21 protein-coding genes are annotated in these 19,379 nt (G+C 71.6%); 9 read left to right on the top strand and 12 right to left on the bottom strand.

Going from position 1 to position 19,379, the window contains the following annotated elements; genetic code table 11:
* Positions 1 to 100: 100 nt before the first annotated feature.
* Together ACZ59A_RS19550 and ACZ59A_RS19555 are read left to right on the top strand one after the other, a co-directional pair.
* Positions 101 to 952 carry a helix-turn-helix transcriptional regulator gene (locus ACZ59A_RS19550; protein WP_470960261.1) on the top strand — a complete coding sequence of 284 codons (852 nt, stop codon included), beginning with the start codon at positions 101 to 103 and terminating at the stop codon, positions 950 to 952.
* 32 nt (positions 953 to 984) lie between these two features.
* On the top strand, positions 985 to 1,674 hold the full coding sequence (locus ACZ59A_RS19555) for a hypothetical protein (protein WP_470960263.1): 690 nt from the start codon (positions 985 to 987) through the stop codon (positions 1,672 to 1,674).
* Here ACZ59A_RS19555 and ACZ59A_RS19560 read toward each other — a convergent pair.
* The 6 genes from ACZ59A_RS19560 to ACZ59A_RS19585 form a co-directional block, all read right to left on the bottom strand.
* Positions 1,560 to 3,161, bottom strand: a complete 1,602-nt coding sequence (locus ACZ59A_RS19560) for an alpha/beta hydrolase (protein ID WP_470960265.1) — start codon at positions 3,159 to 3,161, stop codon at positions 1,560 to 1,562. The genes ACZ59A_RS19555 and ACZ59A_RS19560 overlap by 115 nt on opposite strands.
* Positions 3,162 to 3,356: 195 nt before the next feature.
* Positions 3,357 to 3,830 (bottom strand): carboxymuconolactone decarboxylase family protein, encoded by a 474-nt coding sequence (locus tag ACZ59A_RS19565; protein ID WP_470960267.1) that lies wholly within the window; start codon positions 3,828 to 3,830, stop codon positions 3,357 to 3,359.
* Positions 3,831 to 3,924: 94 nt separating this feature from the next.
* A complete protein-coding gene (locus ACZ59A_RS19570) occupies positions 3,925 to 4,785 on the bottom strand; it encodes an SCO6745 family protein (protein ID WP_470960269.1) in 861 nt (286 codons plus the stop codon).
* Between the two features lie 33 nt (positions 4,786 to 4,818).
* Complete coding sequence (locus ACZ59A_RS19575) at positions 4,819 to 5,718, bottom strand: maleylpyruvate isomerase family mycothiol-dependent enzyme (protein ID WP_470960271.1); 900 nt, start codon at positions 5,716 to 5,718, stop codon at positions 4,819 to 4,821.
* 47 nt (positions 5,719 to 5,765) lie between these two features.
* A complete protein-coding gene (locus ACZ59A_RS19580; RefSeq protein WP_470960273.1) occupies positions 5,766 to 5,930 on the bottom strand; it encodes a DUF6126 family protein in 165 nt (54 codons plus the stop codon).
* Positions 5,927 to 6,607 (bottom strand): helix-turn-helix domain-containing protein, encoded by a 681-nt coding sequence (locus tag ACZ59A_RS19585; protein ID WP_470960275.1) that lies wholly within the window; start codon positions 6,605 to 6,607, stop codon positions 5,927 to 5,929. The genes ACZ59A_RS19580 and ACZ59A_RS19585 overlap by 4 nt, the downstream gene beginning before the upstream one ends.
* Positions 6,608 to 6,775: 168 nt before the next feature.
* On the opposite strand from ACZ59A_RS19585, the gene ACZ59A_RS19590 reads away from it, so the two are divergent.
* From ACZ59A_RS19590 to ACZ59A_RS19615, 6 genes are all read left to right on the top strand, one after another.
* Positions 6,776 to 7,201 (top strand): guanyl-specific ribonuclease, encoded by a 426-nt coding sequence (locus ACZ59A_RS19590; protein ID WP_470960276.1) that lies wholly within the window; start codon positions 6,776 to 6,778, stop codon positions 7,199 to 7,201.
* 263 nt (positions 7,202 to 7,464) lie between these two features.
* A complete protein-coding gene (locus tag ACZ59A_RS19595; protein WP_470960278.1) occupies positions 7,465 to 8,430 on the top strand; it encodes a sugar kinase in 966 nt (321 codons plus the stop codon).
* Positions 8,431 to 8,598: 168 nt separating this feature from the next.
* A complete protein-coding gene (locus ACZ59A_RS19600) occupies positions 8,599 to 9,255 on the top strand; it encodes a bifunctional 4-hydroxy-2-oxoglutarate aldolase/2-dehydro-3-deoxy-phosphogluconate aldolase (protein ID WP_468047398.1) in 657 nt (218 codons plus the stop codon).
* A 310-nt stretch (positions 9,256 to 9,565) separates the two neighbouring features.
* The gene (locus ACZ59A_RS19605; RefSeq protein WP_470960280.1) at positions 9,566 to 10,435 is read left to right on the top strand and encodes a transporter substrate-binding domain-containing protein; all 870 of its coding nucleotides are present in this window, start codon (positions 9,566 to 9,568) and stop codon (positions 10,433 to 10,435) included.
* Between the two features lie 95 nt (positions 10,436 to 10,530).
* Positions 10,531 to 11,025 carry a hypothetical protein gene (locus ACZ59A_RS19610; protein WP_470960282.1) on the top strand — a complete coding sequence of 165 codons (495 nt, stop codon included), beginning with the start codon at positions 10,531 to 10,533 and terminating at the stop codon, positions 11,023 to 11,025.
* A gap of 172 nt (positions 11,026 to 11,197) precedes the next feature.
* Positions 11,198 to 12,484, top strand: coding sequence for a cytochrome P450 (locus ACZ59A_RS19615; protein ID WP_470960284.1), 1,287 nt, complete (start codon positions 11,198 to 11,200; stop codon positions 12,482 to 12,484).
* Here ACZ59A_RS19615 and ACZ59A_RS19620 read toward each other — a convergent pair.
* The 5 genes from ACZ59A_RS19620 to ACZ59A_RS19640 all read right to left on the bottom strand — a co-directional run bounded on the left by ACZ59A_RS19620 (position 12,456) and on the right by ACZ59A_RS19640 (position 16,062).
* Positions 12,456 to 12,677: a hypothetical protein gene (locus ACZ59A_RS19620; RefSeq protein WP_470960286.1), complete on the bottom strand. Its 222-nt coding sequence runs from the start codon at positions 12,675 to 12,677 to the stop codon at positions 12,456 to 12,458. The genes ACZ59A_RS19615 and ACZ59A_RS19620 overlap by 29 nt on opposite strands.
* On the bottom strand, positions 12,674 to 13,117 hold the full coding sequence (locus ACZ59A_RS19625; RefSeq protein ID WP_470960288.1) for a hypothetical protein: 444 nt from the start codon (positions 13,115 to 13,117) through the stop codon (positions 12,674 to 12,676). Before ACZ59A_RS19625 ends, ACZ59A_RS19620 begins: the two co-directional genes overlap by 4 nt.
* 92 nt (positions 13,118 to 13,209) lie before the next feature.
* Positions 13,210 to 14,250 (bottom strand): helix-turn-helix domain-containing protein, encoded by a 1,041-nt coding sequence (locus tag ACZ59A_RS19630; RefSeq protein WP_470960290.1) that lies wholly within the window; start codon positions 14,248 to 14,250, stop codon positions 13,210 to 13,212.
* Between the two features lie 71 nt (positions 14,251 to 14,321).
* Positions 14,322 to 14,960 carry an HAD family hydrolase gene (locus ACZ59A_RS19635; protein ID WP_470960292.1) on the bottom strand — a complete coding sequence of 213 codons (639 nt, stop codon included), beginning with the start codon at positions 14,958 to 14,960 and terminating at the stop codon, positions 14,322 to 14,324.
* Between the two features lie 79 nt (positions 14,961 to 15,039).
* Positions 15,040 to 16,062 carry an AraC family transcriptional regulator gene (locus tag ACZ59A_RS19640; RefSeq protein WP_470960294.1) on the bottom strand — a complete coding sequence of 341 codons (1,023 nt, stop codon included), beginning with the start codon at positions 16,060 to 16,062 and terminating at the stop codon, positions 15,040 to 15,042.
* A gap of 207 nt (positions 16,063 to 16,269) precedes the next feature.
* Between ACZ59A_RS19640 and ACZ59A_RS19645 the strand changes: the two genes are divergently transcribed.
* Positions 16,270 to 17,157, top strand: a complete 888-nt coding sequence (locus ACZ59A_RS19645) for an alpha/beta fold hydrolase (RefSeq protein ID WP_470960296.1) — start codon at positions 16,270 to 16,272, stop codon at positions 17,155 to 17,157.
* Positions 17,158 to 17,228: 71 nt separating this feature from the next.
* Here ACZ59A_RS19645 and ACZ59A_RS19650 read toward each other — a convergent pair whose 3' ends face one another.
* The gene (locus tag ACZ59A_RS19650; RefSeq protein WP_470960298.1) at positions 17,229 to 19,175 is read right to left on the bottom strand and encodes a cellulase family glycosylhydrolase; all 1,947 of its coding nucleotides are present in this window, start codon (positions 19,173 to 19,175) and stop codon (positions 17,229 to 17,231) included.
* Between the last annotated feature and the right edge of the window lie 204 nt (positions 19,176 to 19,379).

A 19,379-nucleotide genomic window follows, 5' to 3' on the forward strand; every position in this document is an offset into this window, starting at 1 on the left:
TTTTCCCCACCACACACTCCCCCCCCCCTCCTCCCCCCCCCCCCCCCCCCCCCCCCCCCCCCCCCCCCCCCCCCCCCCGCCCCCCGCGCACACTGGGGCCGTGGACAGACAAGAACTGGCGGCCTTCCTGCGCAGCAGGCGCGAGCGGATCGCCCCCGCCGACGTGGGGCTGCCCGCCGGGCCGCGCCGCCGCACCCCGGGGCTGCGCCGCGAGGAGGCGGCTCAGCTCGCCTACATCTCGACCGAGTACTACACCCGGCTCGAACAGGCCCGCGGCCCGCGCCCCTCGCGCGAGGTGCTGAGCGGGCTGGCCCGGGCGCTGCGCCTGTCGGACGCCGAGCGCGCCCACCTCCACCACCTCGCGGGCGCCCCGCCCGCCCCGCCGCCCGGGCCCCCGCGCGAGGTGCGGCAGAGCCTCCTCGACCTGCTGAACCGGCTGCCGCAGGCCGCCGCGATCGTGACGTCCGCGATGTACGAGGTGATCGCCTGGAACGACCTCGCGGCCGCCCTCATGGAGGACTTCTCCGCCCTTCCGCGGCGCGACCGCAACCTGGTCCGCCGCGCCTTCCTCGGGCCCCATCCGGACGGGCGGCGGCTGTACGGAGTCTCCGACGCGGACGGGTTCGCCCGCACCACCGCCCGGAACCTGCGCGCCACCGCCGCCCGCTACCCGGACGACCCCGAGCTGGCCGAACTGATCGCCGAACTCCGCGCCGGAAGCGAGGAGTTCGTCCGGCTGTGGGACTCCCACGACGTGTGCGCCGAGCCGACCCTGTGCAAGACCTTCCAGCACCCGGTGGTCGGCCCCGTCACCGTCAACTGCGACGCCCTCGACATCACCGACCGGGACCAGCGGGTCGTGATCTACACCGCCACCCCCGGCTCCTCGTCCGAGGAGGCGCTGCGGCTGCTGTCGGTCGTCGGCACCCAGCGCATGGACGTGCCCCGCTGAGCCCTCCCGCGGGGCGATGGTTCACCGCCATCATGCTCACCCCGATCGCCGCCGCTCTCGTCGCGGGCAAGGGCGCCAAGCTCGGCGACATGATCACGAACGGTCTGGAAACGGTCGCGCCCACCGCCGCGCTCCTGCTGTTCGCCGTCCTCTGCTTCGGCCTGATGATGGAGTGCAAGCTCTTCGAACCCGCCTGCCAGGCCATATTCCGTGCAGCCAAGGGCGCCCCGGTCCGCATCTGCGTCCTGCACCTGAGCGCCACCGACTACTTCGTCCACATGATCGGCCCCATGGCCCTGACCAGCGCGGCCATCATCGCCGTGGCCTACTGGCTCGGCCTGTGCGGACGCGGCAAGCTCGACCCCGGCGAACTCGCCGCCTACCAGCGCGAGGTCGCCTCGGGCGAAGCCTTCGAGCCGGTGCGGCCGGACTGGCGCATGTGGGTCAACGCCGCCCTCGAACGCCGTCCCCGTGTCCCTCGCCTATATCGCCTTCGCCGTCCTCACCGGGGCGGTCACCGTCGCCTGAGCCCTTGGGCCCTGAGCGCGAGGGGGCGGGACCCCGCCAGGAGGTCCCGCCCCACCTTCAACGGGTCATGCGACCGGGCTCAGAAACGGTCCGGGAGCGCGTCCCGCTTCTGGTTCTTCCGCGCCTCCGCGTTCGAGGCGGCCGTCGCCTCGCAGGTCACGTCCTTCGCCGGGAGCTTGCCGGTGAGCAGATAGTCGGTGACCGTGCCGTCCGTGCACGCGTTGCCGTTCGGGTAGACGCCATGGCCCTCGCCGCCGAGGACGGTGACCATTTTCGAGCCCCTCAGGTCGGCGTGCAGGGCCTGGCCGCTGGGCAGCGGGGTCTGCGGGTCCCACTCGTTCTGGACGATCAGGGAGCCGACCTCGTTGTTCACCTTGGTCGCCGGTTCCGCGGATTCATCCCAGAACGCACAGGGCTTGATGCTGGACGCGAAGTCACCGTAGAGCGGGTAACGGCGCTTGTCCTCGATGGCGTCCCGCCGGTAGCTCTCGGGATCGCGGGACCACGCGGCCGAGTTGTCGCCGCACACCACGGCCCAGAAGCTCGCCGACGTGTTGTCGGACGGCACCTCGGCGGCACCGGCGGCTGCCGTCCCGGTCCTCCCGGATCCGGCGAAGGGGGCGAGCTTCTTCAGGGAGGCGGGCTCGTCGGCCGCGGCCTTCTTCAGCTCCACGACCGCCTCGGTGGCGTACTGCGGGGTGAAGACGGCCTCGCGCATACCGTTCCGGATGTCATCACCGGTGGTCGGCTGCCCGTCCACCTCGATGGGCTTCTCGTCGGCCTGCGCGACCAGGTCCCAGAGGGTCCGGTCGACCTCCTTCGGGGTGTCACCGAGGCCGTACTTCTCCGAACGTGCCGCGGCCCACTCGGTCCACCGGTCGAACGCGGGCTCGGCACCCTCCGCCCACCACTGCATCATCCCTCGCCAGGCGCGCGCCGGATCGACCGCGCTGTCCAGCACGAACCGGTCGGCCCGGCCCGGGAAGAGCTGGGTGTAGACGGAACCCAGGTAGGTGCCGTACGAGTAACCCACGTACGAGATCTTCTTCTCACCGAGGATCGCCCGGATCAGATCCATGTCGCGTGCGGTGTTGCGCGTGGTGATGTGCGCGAGCGTGTCGCCTGCCTTCTCCTCACACTTGCGCGCGACGCCGCGTGCCCAGGCGACGTCCTTGTCGAACGTCTCCTCCTTGTACGGCCGCAGCGGCTTCTCGTCCTCCGGCTCCAGACCGCAGGAAACCGGGCTGCTCTTCCCCACCCCGCGCGGGTCGAAGCCGATGAGGTCGTACTTCTGCTGAGCGGACTTGGGGAGCTTGTCCTGCATGCTCATCGGCATGTAGAGCCCCTGTCCACCCGGGCCGCCGGGGTTGGAGAACAGGACGCCGCGCCGCTTGTCGGGCGCGGCGCTCTTGATTCGGGATATCGCCAAGTCGATCTGCTTGCCCCCGGGAACCCGGTAGTCCAGCGGGACCTTGATCGTGGCGCACTCGAACTCTGCGGGAGAGTCGGCCTCGCACCGCTTCCACCGCGGCTCCTGCGCCACATACCGGTCCAGCGCGCCCTTGGCGGCGGCCGACGGGGTGGTGGCCGGAGCGGCGGTGGCCGCCGAGGTGGCGAGCGCGGGAGCCAGCGTTGCCGTGACACTGACCGCCAACAGGGGCCCGAGATATCGTCTGCGCACGTAATCGTTCCTTCCAGTCGCGCGTTCGGACAGGAACGATCATTCAGGCGACATGCGTCGGGAACATCAGCCGAGCGGTCCAACTCCCCTCCGCCTTGGGAGTGATGTGACGGGCCGCCCATGATCCCCTGGTCTTACGCCGCTTCGGCGCAGGCCGGGAACCATGCGCTCAGACCGCCTTGCCGAGCCCGGTGATCAGCCGAACTGGCCGACCCGGTATTCGCCCGCGGGCTGCTGGACGATGACGTTCAGGCGGTTGTAGGCGTTGATGAGGGCGATGAGGGAGACCAGGGCGGCGAGCTGGTCCTCGTCGTAGTGCTTGGCGGCGTTCGCCCAGGCTTCGTCGGTGACGCCACCGGCCGCGTCGGCGATGCGGGTGCCCTGCTCGGTCAGCTCCAGCGCGGCGCGCTCCGCGTCGGTGAAGACCGTGGCCTCTCGCCAGGCCGCGACCAGATGGAGGCGCACCGAGGTCTCCCCGGCGTGGGCGGCCTCTTTGGTGTGCATGTCGGTGCAGAAGCCGCAGCCGTTGATCTGGCTGGCGCGGAGCTTGACCAGCTCCTGCGTCGCGGTGGGCAGCGTCGAATCCGAGATCCCCTTGCCTGCCGTGGTGATGTGCTTCAGGAACGTGGCCGAGGCCCGGTTGCCGAAGAGGTTCAAGCGAGCATCCATCGTGCGCTCCTCATGCCGTTGTCGGTGGTTACACATCCCTGACGGATTGGAGCGGCACGATGTGACATGACCGAATGTGACGTGCGTCTCCCGGTCACTGGCCACTCGGCTCGGGCAGACCGATCGGGTTCGGGAAGCGGAGCGCGGTGGCGCAGGCGCGGGAGACGGGGGCGAGGAGGGCGGTGAGGTCCCGGACCGCGTCCGGGGTCAGGGCGCGCCAGGGGCGTTCCGCCGCGCGGTCGGTGGCGGACTCGACGGCGCGCAGCAGCTCGCGGCCGTTCCGGCTCGCGGTGCCGTCGGGGAGGAGCAGGCCGCGTTCGGTGAGGCGGAGGCGGGCGGCCTCCCACTCCTGGTCGGTCCAGCCGCGATAGGGCTGGAGCTCGGCGCGGGGGATGTCGGTGCCCGCGCGGAGTGCGAGGGCCTCGCAGCCGTCGAGCCCCGCGGCGACGAGGGCGGCGACATGGCCGTCGCCTCGGTGTTCGCGCAGCAGGGTGGCGGCGTGCCACAGGCGGTCCAGCGGCTGGTCGGGGAAGTCCAGCGAGGCGTGGGCGGCGGCCAGGACGCGCCCGGCGGTGTCGAGCCCGGCGGCCCGGGGGACCAGGGCCTCCGCCGCTCGCTCGGCCTCGCGCTCCCGGCCGGTGAGCAGCCGCCGCAGGGCGGCCACGGCGCCCGCGCGGCGCAGCTCCAGGGCGCGTTCGGGGGCGGTCAGCTGCCATACGTCGGGCAGCGCGCGGGCGACCATGGCGGGCGCGAAGGAGAAGAAGGCGGCGGCGACGGGCTCCGGCCCGACCGGGCCCAGCGGCGCGGCACGGCACGCGAAGTAGCCGCGCCAGAAGCCGCGCAGGCCCGCGTCCTCGTACGCCGCCAGGGCCTCGGGGGCGAAGTAGGCGACGGCGTGGAGAGGTTCGAACAGGGTCCACATGGTGCGGGCGGTCGAGGCCGCGCGGTCCTCCATCGTCGGGCTCCCTTCCCGGGCGGGGTGGTCGGATCAGGCGGGTGCGTCGGGTTCCCGGACGATCGCCAGGAGGGTCAGCGCGGCACGGGCCAGCCGCTCGTCCCCGTGCGCCGTCGCCCGGGAGCGGGCCGCCCGAGGGGTGATGCCGCGGGTGGCCAGGCGCCACAGGGCGTCCGCGTCGATCGCCACCTCGGCCGTCACCTCCGCGGTGGGCGATGCGTCGGCCGTCACCTCCGCGGCGGGCGGTGCGTCGGCCGCGCCGAGGCGCCAGTGATCCGCCTCGCGTACGGCCGTCCACTGCCCGCCCGCCGGGCCGGGTACCCGGATCCGTACGGAGGTCCCTTCCGGGGCCGGATGGTCGCGCAGGGTGTGCGGCAGGGCGCGCAGGAACGTGTCGAGCACCGGGTGCAGCAGCTCCGGACCGGTGCCGCCCGGCTGGCCCACGGCGTCGCGCAGTTGCTGCTGGTGGACCCAGAACTCGGTGAATTCGCGCGCGGTGTCCAGCCAGTTCGGGGCCGGGACCCCGGGCGCGGCCCAGGACACGTCGAGCCCGGCGGGCGCGTCCGGGTCGCGGGCGGCCCAGTGGTCGTCCAGCTGTGGCCCCAGCGTGGCCAGCAGACCGGTCAGCAGCCGGGGGCTGAGCTGCCGGGCGGTGCCGCGTACGAACTCCTCGTTGGTGCGCGTGATGTACGCGGGAAGCGTCTCGCCGGGGCCGAAGGGCGGCCCGGGGTGGCCGTCGCGGCCGCCGGACAGCCGGCGGATGTGGTCGTGGAGGAGGTGGCCGGCCACGTCGTGGACGTCCCATCCGGGGCATGCGGTCGGGCGCCGCCAGTCGTCGGGACCGAGCCCGGTCAGCAGGTCCAGCAGGGCGCCGCGGTCGAGGGGGAAGAGGGGACGTACGTCCAGTGGGGGGCCGAGGCGTGACCAGTCCATGCCCGGGAATTGTGCCACCCCGCGGAACGCCCCGGTCCGGGTCGCGGCTACTTCGAGGCGCCCAGGTAGAACAGCAGATAGAGGAAACCGGCGAAGACGTGCACACCGACGACGTAGATGAAGACCCGGACGGAGACCGGGATCGGCGCCCGGTCCTGCTCGCGCACCTTGGGAACCGGGCCCGGTTCGGGGTTCGGGGACGCGTTGGTCATGGCGTTCGCGGCCTTCCTCCGCGGCGGGCGGCGTCGCCGAGGCACAGCTCGGCGGCCCCGCTCTGCAGCAGGGTGTGGACGAAGAGCAGATCCGTTCCGCCGGGCGAGGCGGCGGCGATGCGGTGCGGGGTGAGCGAGTCGAAGTGGGCGGCGTCGCCGGGGCCGAGCATGTGGACGGCGTCGCCGAGGGTCAGCCGCAGCCGCCCGTCGACGACGTACAGCCACTCCTCGCCCGTATGGACGCGCACCAGCTCGTCCTGGGCGCCCGAGCCCTCCGGCACGTGCAGCCGCAGCGCCTGCATCGCCCGGCCGGAGCCGCCCGCCCGCCAGTACGTCCAGCCGCCCGCCTCCTGCGCCTCCATCCGGTCGGCGCGCACGATGGGGTCCTGGCTCGGCGGCACCTCGCCGAGGAGGTCGGATACCGTGGTTCCGTACGTACGGGCCAGGGCCAGCAGCATGGGGAGCGACGGCTGGCGGCGGCCCGTCTCCAGCCGGGACAGATGCGCGGGGGAGAGCCCGACGCGGTGGGCCGCCGCCTCCAGGGTCAGCCCGCTGCGGCGCCGCAGGTCCCGCAGGCGGGGAGCGACGGTGGGCAGCTCGGCGGACGGCTGGGCGGGCGGCTCGGCCGACGGCCGGGGGAGCGGCTCGGCGGGGTCCCCCTCGGGGAACGGGTTCATGTCTCCGGTATAGCGAGACCTTCGCCTCTCAGGCAAAAAGCTTGCCTCCGAGGCAAAATCACGGTTCGGTCTCGCCCCCTCGCGCTTCGCGCGCAACATGTGAACTCCGCGAAAACTCCCGTTACTTGGCATTGACATGCCATGCTCTACGCGCGTCATGCTAGGGGCATGAAAATCCCCCCACGGATTGCCCGCATCGGCGCCCTCGGCGCCCTCGCCGCGTCGCTTCTCCTCGGCGGCACGGCCGTCACGGCGACCGCGTCCCCGCCTCCGCCCGCGACCGTCGTATCGGCCCAGGCCATCGCGGACGTCGGCGAGATCTGTTACTCGAAGCTGCCGTCCCAGGCGCACGACACCCTCGACCTGATCGAGGAGGGCGGGCCGTACCCGTTCCCGCAGGACGGCACGGTCTTCCAGAACCGAGAGGGCATTCTTCCGGCCCAGTCCTCGGGCTACTACCACGAGTACACCGTCATCACCCCCGGCTCCGACGACCGCGGCGCGCGCCGCATCGTGACCGGCAAGAAGACGGACGAGGACTACTACACCGCGGACCACTACGAGTCGTTCGACCTGGTGGACCGCGGCTGCTGAGCCACCGTTCGGTACGGCGCACCCCCCGGTACGCCGTCCCCCTAGGTACGGCGCACCGCACCAGCCGCCCCCCGCGTACAACAGCCGCCACCCCCCACGTACAACGGCCGCCGCCCCGCCGGGCAGCGGCCGTTGTGCTGTGCACACACGCCGGTCCGCGAATGATCTCGGTCTCTTTACGAACGATCTCCTCCCCCCGCCCCGCCGTTTGTCGGTGGTTGCCGATACCGTTTCGGTAGAAGTGGACACGCGGGGAGGCAGCGGTGGCGAACGGTCCGGAAGTGGTCACGTGCGGCGAGGCGATGCTGCTGCTGCTCGCCGAGCCGGGAATCCCGCTCGACCGGGCCGTGCACTTCCGCCGCTCCGTGGCGGGCGCCGAGTCCAATGTGGCCGCGGGCCTGGCCCGGCTCGGCCACAGCGTGCGCTGGCTCGGCCGGGTCGGCGCGGACCCGGCGGGGGAGGCCGTGCTGCGCGAGCTGCGCGCCGATGGGGTGGACGTCTCGCAGGCCGTCGTGGACGAGCACGCGCCCACCGGGCTGCTGCTGCGCGACAGCCATCCGCACCGCGCGATCGACGTGCAGTACTACCGCATGGGATCGGCCGCGTCCCGCCTCACCCCCGACGAGATCGGCCCCGACGCGCTGGACGGCGCCCGGATGCTGCACATCTCCGGGATCACGCCGATGCTCTCGCCGACCGCCGCGGCCGCCAGCGGCAAGCTGGTGGAGCTGGCCCGGAAGGCCGGGGCGAAGGTGTCCTTCGATCCGAACGTGCGGCGCAAGCTGGGCGGTGCCGCCCAGTGGGCGCAGACGGCGGGGCCGTTGCTGCGCGAGGCGGACCTCGTCCTGGCGGGGGAGGACGAGCTGGAGCTGCTCACCTCGCAGCCCGCCGACGACGCCGCGCTGGAGCTGCTGGAGGGCGGCACCCAGGAAGTCGTGATCAAGCGCGCCGACCACTCCGCGACCGTCATCACCTCGGACGGCCGCTGGCAGCAGTCGCCGCACCCGGTGCCGCTGGTCGACCCGATCGGCGCGGGTGACGGCTTCGCCGCGGGGTACCTGTCGGCGAGGCTGCGCGGGCTGTCCGAGCCCCGGGCGCTGGCCGAGGCCGCGTGCGTCGCCGCGCTCGTCGTCCAGGCCGCCTCGGACACGGACGGGCTGCCCTCCGCGCTCGCCCGGGACCGGGCGCTCGCCGAGATCGTCAACGGCGGCGACGGGGTCCACCGCTAGCGCCGGGGCCGCCGATTCCGCCCCGCCCGCGCAGGGCGGAAGCCAGATCATCAACCACGGCACCACACCACACCGCACTACGCACCGCACACCACCGCATATCCCGGAGGCACGGGGGTGCGGCACGATCAGGCAGTAGACCCTAGGAGAGGAAAGGCGGCGACTGCCGTGTACCGCTGGGAGATCACCCGGGCCGCGCTCGCGCAGCGTGTCCTTGCCATCGTCCGCAGCGACAGCTACGACCACGCCACGGCGACGGCGGACAGTCTGCTCTCCGCGGGCATCACCAGCCTGGAGATCTCGCTGACCACGCCCTTCGCACTGGAGGCGGTCACCACTCTGATCCGGGAGGTCGGCGACGACGCGGTGATCGGCGCGGGCACGGTGCTCGACGGCGCGTCCGCCCGGATGGCCGTCGACGCGGGCGCCCGCTTCCTCGTCTCCCCGAGCCTGGACCCCGACGTCATCCGCACCGGCCACCGCTACGGCCTGCCGGTCTTCCCCGGGGTCTCCACCCCCACCGAGGCGGTGCGCGCGATGGAGCTGGGCGCGGACGCGCTGAAGCTGTTCCCCGCCGCGGCGTACGGGCCGCGCTGGGTCAAGGACGTACGGGCCGCCCTGCCGCAGGCCGCCTTCGTGCCGACCGGCGGGGTGACCGTGGCCGACGCACCGGACTGGATCGCCGCCGGGGCGGTCGCCTGCGGGATGGCCTCGGCGCTCTCCGAAGGGGACCGCGACACCGTGGCCAAGCGCGCCTCCGAGCTGCTGGCCCGCCTCGCCGAGGTCGGCCCGCCGCTGGACGACCCCGATCCGGAGCGGTACTGACGGCGGCTCGGCCCTAGGGGGTGTCTCGCCGATCATGCCGGGCTCCCGACGCCGCTGTGGCATCAGCCGCTGCCGCGGCGGGCGGCACCTCGCGGCCCCGCGCTCGTCGCACGCAGCGCCTCCCCCAGCTATCGCTGGGAGGTGCCCCCTGCACCAGACGCCGCTCGCTGATCCGGCCTGATCGACAAGACACCCCCTAGCCGCGCCCGTCCCGTTTCCCGGATTCCAGCAGGTGGTCCGCGGGTTCTCCTCGGCGGCGTCTTCTGGCACTCTGAGCGCGCCGTGATCATGCCGCTGCCGAGGAGTCCCCATGAGACGCGCCGCCACGCTCGCCACTGTCGCCGCCGTGCTCGCCGCCACCGCCGCGGGCTCGGCCCTGGCCGACGGCCCGGCGCCCCGCCCCGGCACCGGTTCCGCGGCCGGCTCCGCCGCGCAGCAAGGCACGCAGCAAGGCACGCAGCAAGGCACTTTGCTGGACCGGGTGCCCGCGCGGGGTGTGCTGCGCGTGTGCACCACGGGCGACTACCGGCCGTTCAGCCATCGCGATGCCAAGACCGGCGACTACACCGGCATTGACATCGACATGGCGGGCAACCTGGCCCAGAGCCTCGACGCCAAGCCGAAGTTCGTCGCCACGACCTGGGCGAAGCTGGTGGACGACCTCGCCGCCGGGCGCTGCGACATCGGCATGGGCGGGGTCTCGGTGACCCTGGAGCGGGCCCGTAAGGCGGCCTTCAGCGAGCCGTATCTGACCGACGGCAAGACGCCGATCGTGCGCTGCGAGGACGAGAAGAAGTACCAGACGCTGGACGACATCGACCAGCCGGGCGTACGGGTCGTCGTCAACCCGGGCGGCACCAACGAGCAGTTCGCCCGCGCCCACATCAAGCGGGCCAAGCTCACCGTCCACCCCGACAACACCACGATCTTCAACGAGATCATCGACGGTCGCGCCGATGTGATGATGACCGACGCGAGCGAGACGCGTTACCAGTCCAAGATCCACCCCGAGCTGTGCGCGGTCCACCCGGACAAGCCGTTCTCGTTCTCGGAGAAGGCGTACGCGCTGCCCCGCGCTGACGCGCAGTTCAAGGAATACGTCGACCAGTGGGTGCACCTGACGACGCATGACGGGACGTACCGGAAGTACGCGGACGACTGGCTGACCTCGGCCGGTTGAGTGAATACGTGGGCCCATCCGACCGAAATCATATTTTCCGGGTAAGCCTCCTTTGCCAGGTTACGAACCGCTTTCTCCATAGAGGAGCGAATCGAATGAGGCAGAAGCGAAAGCTTGCCATAGCCATGACCGTCGCGGCCCTCGCGACCACCGTGGCGACCAGCGCGGCGGCGACCGAGCCGCAGCCCGATCAGGACAACACGACGCAGTCCGCCCGCACCGGGCACGACAATCACTCCGGGTACGAGAAGTCGAAGGCTTGTACCGACGTCGACTCCGCGGGTAACGAAGGTGTCATCACGGGCGGAGTGGGCGCGAAGTACATCTCGACCGTATGCAACGGTCAGGTCTACATCCTGTCGGTCGACGAGTCGACGAACCCGGGCACCCCTGTTGGCGGGTGGGTGTCCGTGGGCGGTCCCGACGATGTCCTCGAAGCCACGCTGGCATCCAACACCGACGATGTCCAAGGCGGCCCGGTGTTCGTCACCGTGCTGACCCGGTCGCAAGAGGTGTGGGAGGGCCGTTGCCCCAACACCCGGCCCGTCGGGACGTGCGTGTTCACTCAACTGCCCGACCCGCCGCACTGATCGGCCCCCCCCCGCTTCATCAAGAACCCCGGCGCGCTCGCTCGCGCCGGGGTTCGGCGGTGCCGGACAGCGGGCCCGGCCCGGGGACGAACATGGTGGTCCGGGCACATGGCTGGCGTATGCAATCTATTCTGGCCTGGCATTTGTCCACTCGTGCACAAGGACCCCATCGATGACAGCCAGCCCCGAACCGTCGTCCGAGAACGCCGCGGCCACCCCCGCCACACCGCCGCCCGGCTGCCCCGCCCACCGGGGCGCGCGGCCGCTGAGCGGGCCCGGCTTCCAGACCAACCCCTTCGGGGTGTACGGGGAGATGCGCGGCGAGCACGGGCCGGTGGCCCCGGTGCTGCTCGACGGGGACATACCCGGCTGGCTGGTGCTCGGCTACCGGGAACTGCACCAGGTCACGAGCGACGCCGGGCTGTTCACCCGGGACGCGAACCGGTGGAACCAGTGGGACAACATCCCCGAGAACTGGCCGCTCGCGCCCCTCATCAGCCGCGATCAGACGTCCGTCGTGTACGCGACCGGCGAGGACCACCAGCGGCGGGCCGAGGCCATCGGGGAAGCGCTGGAGGCCGTCGACCCGTACGACCTGCGCCGCCAGGCCGAGTTGATCGCCGACCGGCTGGTGGACGACTTCTGCCACAAGGGCGAGGCCGAACTGATCGCCGACTACGCCCGGCTGCTGCCGGAACTGGTCCTCGCCCACTTCTACGGCATCCCCGACGCCGAGGGCCCGGCCCTCGTGCAGGCGATGAACGACGCGATCGACGCCAAGGAGAACGCCCTCGAGGCGTACCAGCACGTCTACCTGGTGATGAGCCAGCTGGCCGCGGCAAAACGGACCGCGCCCGCGCCCGACGTGGCCTCCCAACTGGTCGCCGCCTACCGCGGATACCCCGACGAACTGATCGTCCAGGACCTCATCGTCATCATGACGGCCGGTCACCAGCCGACGGCCGACTGGATCGGCAACACCCTGCGGCTGCTGCTCACCGACGAGCGGTTCGCCCTCTCGCTCTCCGGCGGCCGCCACAGCGTCGGCCAGGCCATGAACGAGGTGCTCTGGGAGGACACCCCCGTCGCCAACCTCGCCGCCCGCTGGGCCACCCGCGACACCACCCTGGCGGGCAAGCACATCCGCAAGGGCGACCTCCTGATCCTCGGCTTCCACGGCGCCAACACCGACCCCTTGGTCCGCCCGGACACCCACGCCTTCACCGAGGGCAACAACGCCTTCCTCTCCTTCGGCCACGGCGAACACCGCTGCCCCCACCCGGCCCAGGAAATCGCCGAGACCATCGCCAAAACCGCCGTCGAAGTCCTCCTCGACCGCCTCCCCGACGTCCGCCTCGCCGTCCCCCGAGACACCCTCCTCTGGCGAGCCTCCCCCTGGGTCCGAGGCCTCTCCGCCCTCCCCGTAACCTTCACCCCGGCCCCGAGGGGCGGCCGCTGACCTCCGCCTTTCGGTGATGAAGCTGCCCCCGTAGAGATTGGTCGAACGGGTCGCGCTGGCGAGGGAAGCTGTCGGCGCACTTGCCGGGGCAGGCGTAGACGGTGCCGCCACCGGCGCTCGCACCGTGTCCGATCGCGACGACGACCGGGGTGCTGGTCGGCTTATCGCAGCGGGCGCAGATCTGGATCGTCATCGGCCCGCATCCTCACCGGTCTCGGGCTCGGCGGTGGATGCCCGGGCGAGGGCTTCGCGCAGCCGGTACGGGTCGGTGAGGTACCGGTCGGGGCCCACCGGGATGCGCCAGTGCAGGCGCGGGCCGGTCGTGTGGGCGGCCGGAGGAACCCCGACGTAGGTGACTGTGGTGTCGTGTGCGCCAAGGGCGTTGACGTTCCTCTGCACGCTCCGCCAGTGCCGGGCGTGACCTGGCGGGATGAGCCAGTACATGAGGCTGTAGTCGGCGATGACGGCACCGGTTGCCTCGCCGAGCAGCCGCAGGGCGCATTCACCGACGTCAGCGGGGGTCCGAACGGCGTCCCAGTATGGGCCCACCTCGACCAGCTCCACGTCCGTGCCGCTCGGTGGCGCCCATGATCTGCGGGTGGTTCCCGAAGGGAACCCGTTGGGGTTGGCCATGGCTGGTGTCGTCCCATCTGCCTCGTCGGTGTGGACAAGCGATGGTTCTCCGCCGCGAGAGCCGCAAGTGACCCAGTGAGGGTCAGCCAGGGTCACTCGCCCGCGTGACACCACTCGGCGAAACTGCTGAGGCTGTCGGCGTCAGCACGCCGCACGCGGCGCAATGTCGCGGCGTCCTCACGCACCCACGGGTGATCGCGAGTGTGCTGAGGAGCGATCAGGCGCGCCGCCTTCAGCGATTCGAAGGCCTCGCGCGGGAGCCCGGACCACAACTGGGCACGCGCCTTCTCGATGTAGAACCCGCTACGCCGCTCGGCGGGCATGTCCCGCGGCGGCACCCATTCGCCGACGGCTTCGAGTGCCCGGCGAACGTGATCGTCACCGAGGCTGACACCGACGGACACTTCGTGAATGCGTACGCTGACCGGTCCGAACGCTGTGCCCTGATAGACGCTCTCCGGTACGGCGTCCCCCAGGCGCCGGGCCTCCGCGAGGTGTCGATCCGCGGCCTCTGCCAGCCCGGCGCGCCCGGCGACCACGGCCGCCCGCATGCAGAGGGCACCCCGAGCGGCGAGGGCCGCGTGAGCATGTCCAACCGGGGCCCTGTCCACAGCGGCCTCAAGCGCGCGTAGCCCGGCGACGTAGGCGCGAGCAGCGAAGAAGACCTCGGTGCGGACGTAGGCGACAGCCGCATCCAGCAGCGGGTCCCCGGCGTGTGGTGCGGCCCACCGCATCAGCTCCACCAGGCGGGCGGACAGGTCCCGGGCGCCGTTACGGACGTACTGAGCAGCCAGGCGCCAGGTCACCGCCTCGTCCACTGACACACGCAACTCGGCTAGCGGCCGGACCGGTCCGTCGTCCGGTACGTCGTACGCGGCGATGACGGCCGATAACGTCGGCATGGCGGCGTGCACCCGGGCGTCCGCCCGGTCCCTGCTGCCCAGCAGGAGGGACGGATCGACGCCGAGAGCAGCGGCGAGCGCCTCGACCACGTCATCGCTCGCGCCCCTGGCGCCTCGCTCGATTTTCCGCAACGTCCCCACGTGGACCCCGGCGGCATCCGCCAGCTCTTGCTGCGCCAGGCGCGCGATGCGGCGCCGATAGGCCACACGCCGGGCAAGCTCAGTGGGCATGTTCGTGCTCCATCCGCTGCGTCTGCTCCGAACGGTACTGAGCGGCCACCTCACATGCGGGCCCTTTCGCCTCAGCTTGCGAAGATTCGCACCAGGTCGTGCAACGAGTCGACCTGCCAGTCAGCGGCAGCCGCCTCGGCCTTACCCGACCAGAGGTGTCCCCAGGGCCCACGGCGCAGATGCACGGCGCGCAGGCCCGCGGCCTTCGCCGGGCCCGTATCGTTCGCGGGGTGATCGCCCACGTAGACGGTCTCACCGGGAGCTGTTCCCGCCAGCTCCAGTACGCGCACGAAGAAGGCGGGGTCCGGCTTGGCCACGCCCCACTCTCCCGAGGTGGCGATCGCGTCGACCGGCAGCGCGAGGTCCCGCAGCAACTTCCCGGTACGCGCCGTCTGATTGCCCGCGACGATGACGCGTACACCGGTCTCACGAAGAGCGGCGAGGGCGGGACGTACATCCGGGTAGAGGTCGCACTCGCTCAGCTTCTCGCCGACGCCCGCGGCCTCCATGGCCGCTCGCTCGGCGGCGATATCGATCCCGGGCCGGACGAGCCGCAACGCCTCCGCGTTGTCGCGCCCCTGCGCCACGACCGCACCGACCAGCGCGGAGAGGGTGTGGCGGGGCACCCCCAACCAGTCGGCACACGCCGCCCAGCCCCGGTCGTCCCGGATCAAGGTCTCGCCGACGTCGAGTACCACTGCGCGAATCATCCGGGCAGCGTAGAACAGCGCGAAGCCCTTCTTGCCCCACCTCAGGCCGGGTAATCGCCGGATCCTGCTGGCCTCCGCGTCAGGCCCGCTCATAGGCGGGCTGTGAACGGGAGCTGTCTCTGCTGGCGCCGGGTGGGTGGCCCGTGATGCGTTTGAAGGCGCGGCTGAAGGCGGCCTGGGAGGTGTAGCCGAGGCGTTGGGCCACGGATTGGATCGGCAGTGTGTCCTGGGCCAGCCACTGGCTGGCGAGGAGCATGCGCAGTTCCGTGGCGTAACGGAGGGGCGGCATGCCGATCGTGGTGTGGAATCGGTCCGCGAAGACAGAGCGGGAGACGTTGCACTCCGCTGCCAGCTCCGCCACCGTCCAGTGGTGTCCGGGCTGCCGGTGCAGGGCCAGGATGGCGCAGGACAGGCGGGGGTCGCGCAATGCGGCCACGAGGCCGGAGGTGTTGTCGCAGCCGCATTCGATCCAGCCCCGGACGATCATGGCCGCCGCCACTTCGGCCAGACGGGCGAGGATTCCGGCGAAGCCCACGCGTGCGGAGCACACTTCGCGCCTCATGGACGTGAGGATCGGAATGAGCCCGGGGTAACGCTGTCCCTCGGCGTCGACCAGCATGACGTCGGGCATCAGCTGGCTGAGGCCCTGCATCCCGCCGAGGTCGAAATCCATGAAGCCGTTGAAGAAGATGGCGCTGGGATTCGGGTCGGGGCTCGGGCAGGCGTCCACGTCGCACACCGCGTTGCTGAGCGGGACCGCGTCGAAGCTGTCGATGCCCCGGGCCGGTATGTCCGGGCCGGAGAGCAGCTGATGGGACTCGCCGTGGGGCATGAATACGGCGTTGCCCGCCGAGAGTTCGTGGACCGTTCCGTCCTCGGTGCGCAGGACGGCGGAGCCGACGGCGAGGAAGTGGAAATAGGCGCGTCCGGGCTTGGCGTCGAAGGTGAGGCCGAACCGTGGGCCGACGTGGACGCGACGGTATTGGACACCGCGCAGCCGCATGCTGGTCAGCAGTTCGCTGAGGAGGTCGGACGACAGGGCGAACTGCCCCGCAGCGCTCCCGCCCGGACCTTTGGGTAAAGATTGCAGACGCTCCGTCATAGCTCATCCTGAAGTTCGCGTGCAGCCTTGACTTGAACCTTCCATGCGCATCGGGGGAGGTAAACGTTGAGCAGTGAGGTGTGCGGCGACGTGGCGGATCGACGACCACCAGCGCCCGACCAGTCGAGATTGGCGACCCGTTAGCAGAGACCCGTTAGCAGAGACCCGTTGTCAGAGATTTCCGATGTACCACCTGAGGAGCATGTGATGAGCAAGATCGAGCAGACCGTCGAGATCCCCCACCTGGGCGGGTCGACCGTCGGGTACACCTTCGCCGGGCCGTACGACCCCGCGCTCCCGACGCTGGTCCTTATCAACTCGTACACCACCTCTGCCGAGCTGTACCGGCCGCAGTTCGCCGACCCGGCGCTCAGGTCCGCGGCCAATCTGCTCGCCCTGGAGCCGTACGGGCATGGCCGTACGAGGGCCTCGTACCCGCACTTCACCTACTGGGACAGCGCCATCGCGAACCTGCAGGTCCTCGAGGCCCTCGGGATCCACGAGGTCTTCGTGCTGGGGACCTCGCAGGGCGGCTGGGTCGCGGCCCGCATGGCGCTGCTCGCCCCGGACGTCGTGAAGGGCGTCATGGCGCTCGGCACGTCGATGGACTTCGAGAGCCCGCGCAGCCGTGACCTGGGCTGCTGGGACGGGATCGAGTTCAACACGCCGCTCGTGGACGCCCTCGCCGAGCCGGTCGGCGAGGACTGGGTCGTGCCGGACGAGCTCGTGGACGAGGTGTTCAAGACGGCCCTGGGCGGCGTCTCGGGCGAGGAGCGCGAGTTCTGGCTCGCCACCTACCGTGCGAACTACTCCGGTGACGCCGGGCGCCACCGCCTGCGCCTCAGCACGGTGAACCTGCGCGACCGCGACGGGCTCCACGGCAGGCTCGACGAGGTCCGCTGCCCCGTCCTGTGGTTGCACGGTACGTCGGACCAGGTGTACTCGGTGGCCAACGCCCAGGAGGAGATACGGATGTTCACCCGCTCTCCCGAGGCGCGTCTGGAAACCATCGAGGGCGGACAGCACTTCCTGAGCGCCTCGCACCCCGCGGAGGTCGACTCCGCGGCGATCGACTTCGTGAAGCGCTGGGGCTGAGCCCCTCCCCACCCGGTCGGCCGGGCTCGTCGTCACCGGTCCCGGTGACGACGACGCCCCGCGGCAGCCGGTCAGCGGGGTGCGGGAGCCAGCCGCAGCACCCGCACCCCGTACGGCGGCAGGGTGACGGTGTCGGCCGGGCCGCCGGTCAGGTCCCGCAGCAGACCTCCGGTGACGGACGGTTTGACGGTCAGCTCCTCGGGGGCCTGGCTGACCAGCCAGACGAAGGTGCGGCCGTCGTCGTGGACGAGGCTGTCGACGGCGACGCGGGAGTCGCCCACGGTGACCGGGCGGTGGACTCCGGCGTGGGCCGCGAGGGCGTCGTACAGGGTGGCGGTGGCCTCGGGGTTGACCCGCGGGGTGACCGCGGCCATGTGCTCGACGGGGTAGACGCAGAAGACGACGGAGCCCTCGCCCACCGCGCGCCGCAGCAGCGCCGGGCGGCCGTGGCCGTCGACGGCGAGGACGTCGGCGCCGTCGGGTTCGACGGGGAGGAAGGCCCGGGCGCCCGCGGCGCGGAAGGTGAGGCGGGCGCCCTCGGGGAGGTGGCCGAACGGGCGGGTGAGGGTGAGGGTGACCTCGTCGTCCTCGATGGGGTCGAGCAGGCCGTACTCCAACTGGTGGCGAACGCCGAAGAGTTCGTTGAGATGGGCGTACCAGGGCCCGCGCTGTTCGTCGTGGGCGCCGGGGGAGTACGAGACGTAGACGGTGGCGCCGTCGCGGGCGGCCCGCTCCAGCGCGTACCAGGTGGGGGAGAGGAGCTGCTTGGTGGAGGGGACGAGCCACAGCCGCACGCCCGACGGCAGCGGGCCGTCGCTTTCGCGCACCACCGCGGCCGGGGCGTCCGCGAGGCGGGCGGAGACCCACGCCTGACGGCAGGTCTGCTGGACGTAGCCGCGGTCCTCGGCGCGGGTGAAGGGGTAGAGCGTGTCGAGGTACGAGGAGACGAGGAGCGCGGTGTCGGCGGGGGCGCGGTGGCAGTGGGCGAAGTCCACCTCGTCCAGGATCCGGGCGAACGCGGCCAGTTCGAGGAGCTGCGGTTTCGGGGTGCCCTCCGACGTGGTCAGGCCGAAGTGCATCTCGAAGGCGTGGTGGCGGTACGGGGCCTGGCCGCGCAGCCCGTCGTAGTCGCTGTTGTTCCACGCGATCCAGCCGGTGGCCCCGGCGAGCAGGCTGTTGTGCAGGGTCTGCCGGTAGTAGCGGGCCGCGCCCGGGCCGGAGGCGAAGCCGGAGCTGACGCCGAACTCCTCCAGGACCACGGGCCGTCGGTATGTGCCGGTCAGCTCGCACACCCAGGCCGCCGCGTAGTGCTGGCGCACCGGGTCGTCCTCCATGCGGTAGACGTGCGGGCCGAGGAAGTCGCACAGGTCGGCGGTGTCGCGGAGCCGGAAGCCGTTGTCGTGGCCGGAGTTCTCCAGCCCCCAGGCGCCGTCGCCGAGCGAGACGGGCTGGGTGCCGCCCCCGGCGCGGACGGCGTCCACGACGAGCTGGGCCCAGGCGGCGACGGTCTCCCGGGGTGCGGGCGGGGCGGCGGTGCCCGGCTCGCGCCCGTAGATCGGCATCTCGTTGGAGACCAGCCACCCGGCGACGGCCGGATGCGCGGCGAAGCGGCGCACGGTCTCGCGGGCGAACCACGCCTGCCGGGCGACCAGCCACACATCGCCGTACAGATCGCGGTCGCCGCGCCAGGACGGGTCCCAGTTCTCGCCGGACATGTGGCCGACCAGGAAGGTGGGGACGGTGGTCATGCCCAGGGCTTGGTGCCGGTCGAGGAAGTCGGCGAAGCGCGCGCACAGGTCCTCGTCCAGCCGGTCGGGCTCGGGATGGAAGTCGGGCCAGTAGAAGAAGGAGCGGGTCATGGTCAGCCCGTGGTCCCGCAGCACCCGCAGCTCGGCGTCGATCACCTCGCCGTCGTAATTCCGCCACATGAGCGGGCCGCCGGTCCGGGACCAGAAGTTGGCGCCGAGCCAGGTGACGGGGCGGTCGTGGACGGTGAGCCGGGCGGAGGGGCGCTGCATCGACGGACTCTCCCTTGGCCGGATGGGGAAGCGGGCGGTGCCGTGCTCCTCAAGCAGTGAAGGGCTAAACCGGTTTAGAGTCAACAACATCGACGAGGGTCGTACGGGGGAAGATTCCGCGGTATAGATCCGATGAACACGGCTCTGTACGGCCGGACCTGGGTATTCGACGGATTCGACAAGCCGCTGCTGATCCGGTTCAGC

This window comes from Streptomyces sp. NPDC040405, assembly GCF_055595765.1.

What these genes read in the sequence shown, in the direction of transcription:
- ACZ59A_RS19565 (WP_470960267.1), bottom strand. Translation starts at nt 3,830, where the DNA reads ATGGATGCTCGCTTGAACCTCTTCGGCAACCGGGCCTCGGCCACGTTC.
- ACZ59A_RS19590 (WP_470960276.1), top strand. Translation starts at nt 6,776, where the DNA reads ATGAAAATCCCCCCACGGATTGCCCGCATCGGCGCCCTCGGCGCCCTC.
- ACZ59A_RS19580 (WP_470960273.1), bottom strand. Translation starts at nt 5,930, where the DNA reads ATGACCAACGCGTCCCCGAACCCCGAACCGGGCCCGGTTCCCAAGGTG.
- ACZ59A_RS19640 (WP_470960294.1), bottom strand. Translation starts at nt 16,062, where the DNA reads ATGACGGAGCGTCTGCAATCTTTACCCAAAGGTCCGGGCGGGAGCGCT.
- ACZ59A_RS19555 (WP_470960263.1), top strand. Translation starts at nt 985, where the DNA reads ATGCTCACCCCGATCGCCGCCGCTCTCGTCGCGGGCAAGGGCGCCAAG.
- ACZ59A_RS19635 (WP_470960292.1), bottom strand. Translation starts at nt 14,960, where the DNA reads ATGATTCGCGCAGTGGTACTCGACGTCGGCGAGACCTTGATCCGGGAC.
- ACZ59A_RS19570 (WP_470960269.1), bottom strand. Translation starts at nt 4,785, where the DNA reads ATGGAGGACCGCGCGGCCTCGACCGCCCGCACCATGTGGACCCTGTTC.
- ACZ59A_RS19625 (WP_470960288.1), bottom strand. Translation starts at nt 13,117, where the DNA reads ATGGCCAACCCCAACGGGTTCCCTTCGGGAACCACCCGCAGATCATGG.
- ACZ59A_RS19615 (WP_470960284.1), top strand. Translation starts at nt 11,198, where the DNA reads ATGACAGCCAGCCCCGAACCGTCGTCCGAGAACGCCGCGGCCACCCCC.
- ACZ59A_RS19630 (WP_470960290.1), bottom strand. Translation starts at nt 14,250, where the DNA reads ATGCCCACTGAGCTTGCCCGGCGTGTGGCCTATCGGCGCCGCATCGCG.
- ACZ59A_RS19575 (WP_470960271.1), bottom strand. Translation starts at nt 5,718, where the DNA reads ATGGACTGGTCACGCCTCGGCCCCCCACTGGACGTACGTCCCCTCTTC.
- ACZ59A_RS19620 (WP_470960286.1), bottom strand. Translation starts at nt 12,677, where the DNA reads ATGACGATCCAGATCTGCGCCCGCTGCGATAAGCCGACCAGCACCCCG.
- ACZ59A_RS19585 (WP_470960275.1), bottom strand. Translation starts at nt 6,607, where the DNA reads ATGAACCCGTTCCCCGAGGGGGACCCCGCCGAGCCGCTCCCCCGGCCG.
- ACZ59A_RS19605 (WP_470960280.1), top strand. Translation starts at nt 9,566, where the DNA reads ATGAGACGCGCCGCCACGCTCGCCACTGTCGCCGCCGTGCTCGCCGCC.
- ACZ59A_RS19610 (WP_470960282.1), top strand. Translation starts at nt 10,531, where the DNA reads ATGAGGCAGAAGCGAAAGCTTGCCATAGCCATGACCGTCGCGGCCCTC.
- ACZ59A_RS19650 (WP_470960298.1), bottom strand. Translation starts at nt 19,175, where the DNA reads ATGCAGCGCCCCTCCGCCCGGCTCACCGTCCACGACCGCCCCGTCACC.
- ACZ59A_RS19645 (WP_470960296.1), top strand. Translation starts at nt 16,270, where the DNA reads ATGAGCAAGATCGAGCAGACCGTCGAGATCCCCCACCTGGGCGGGTCG.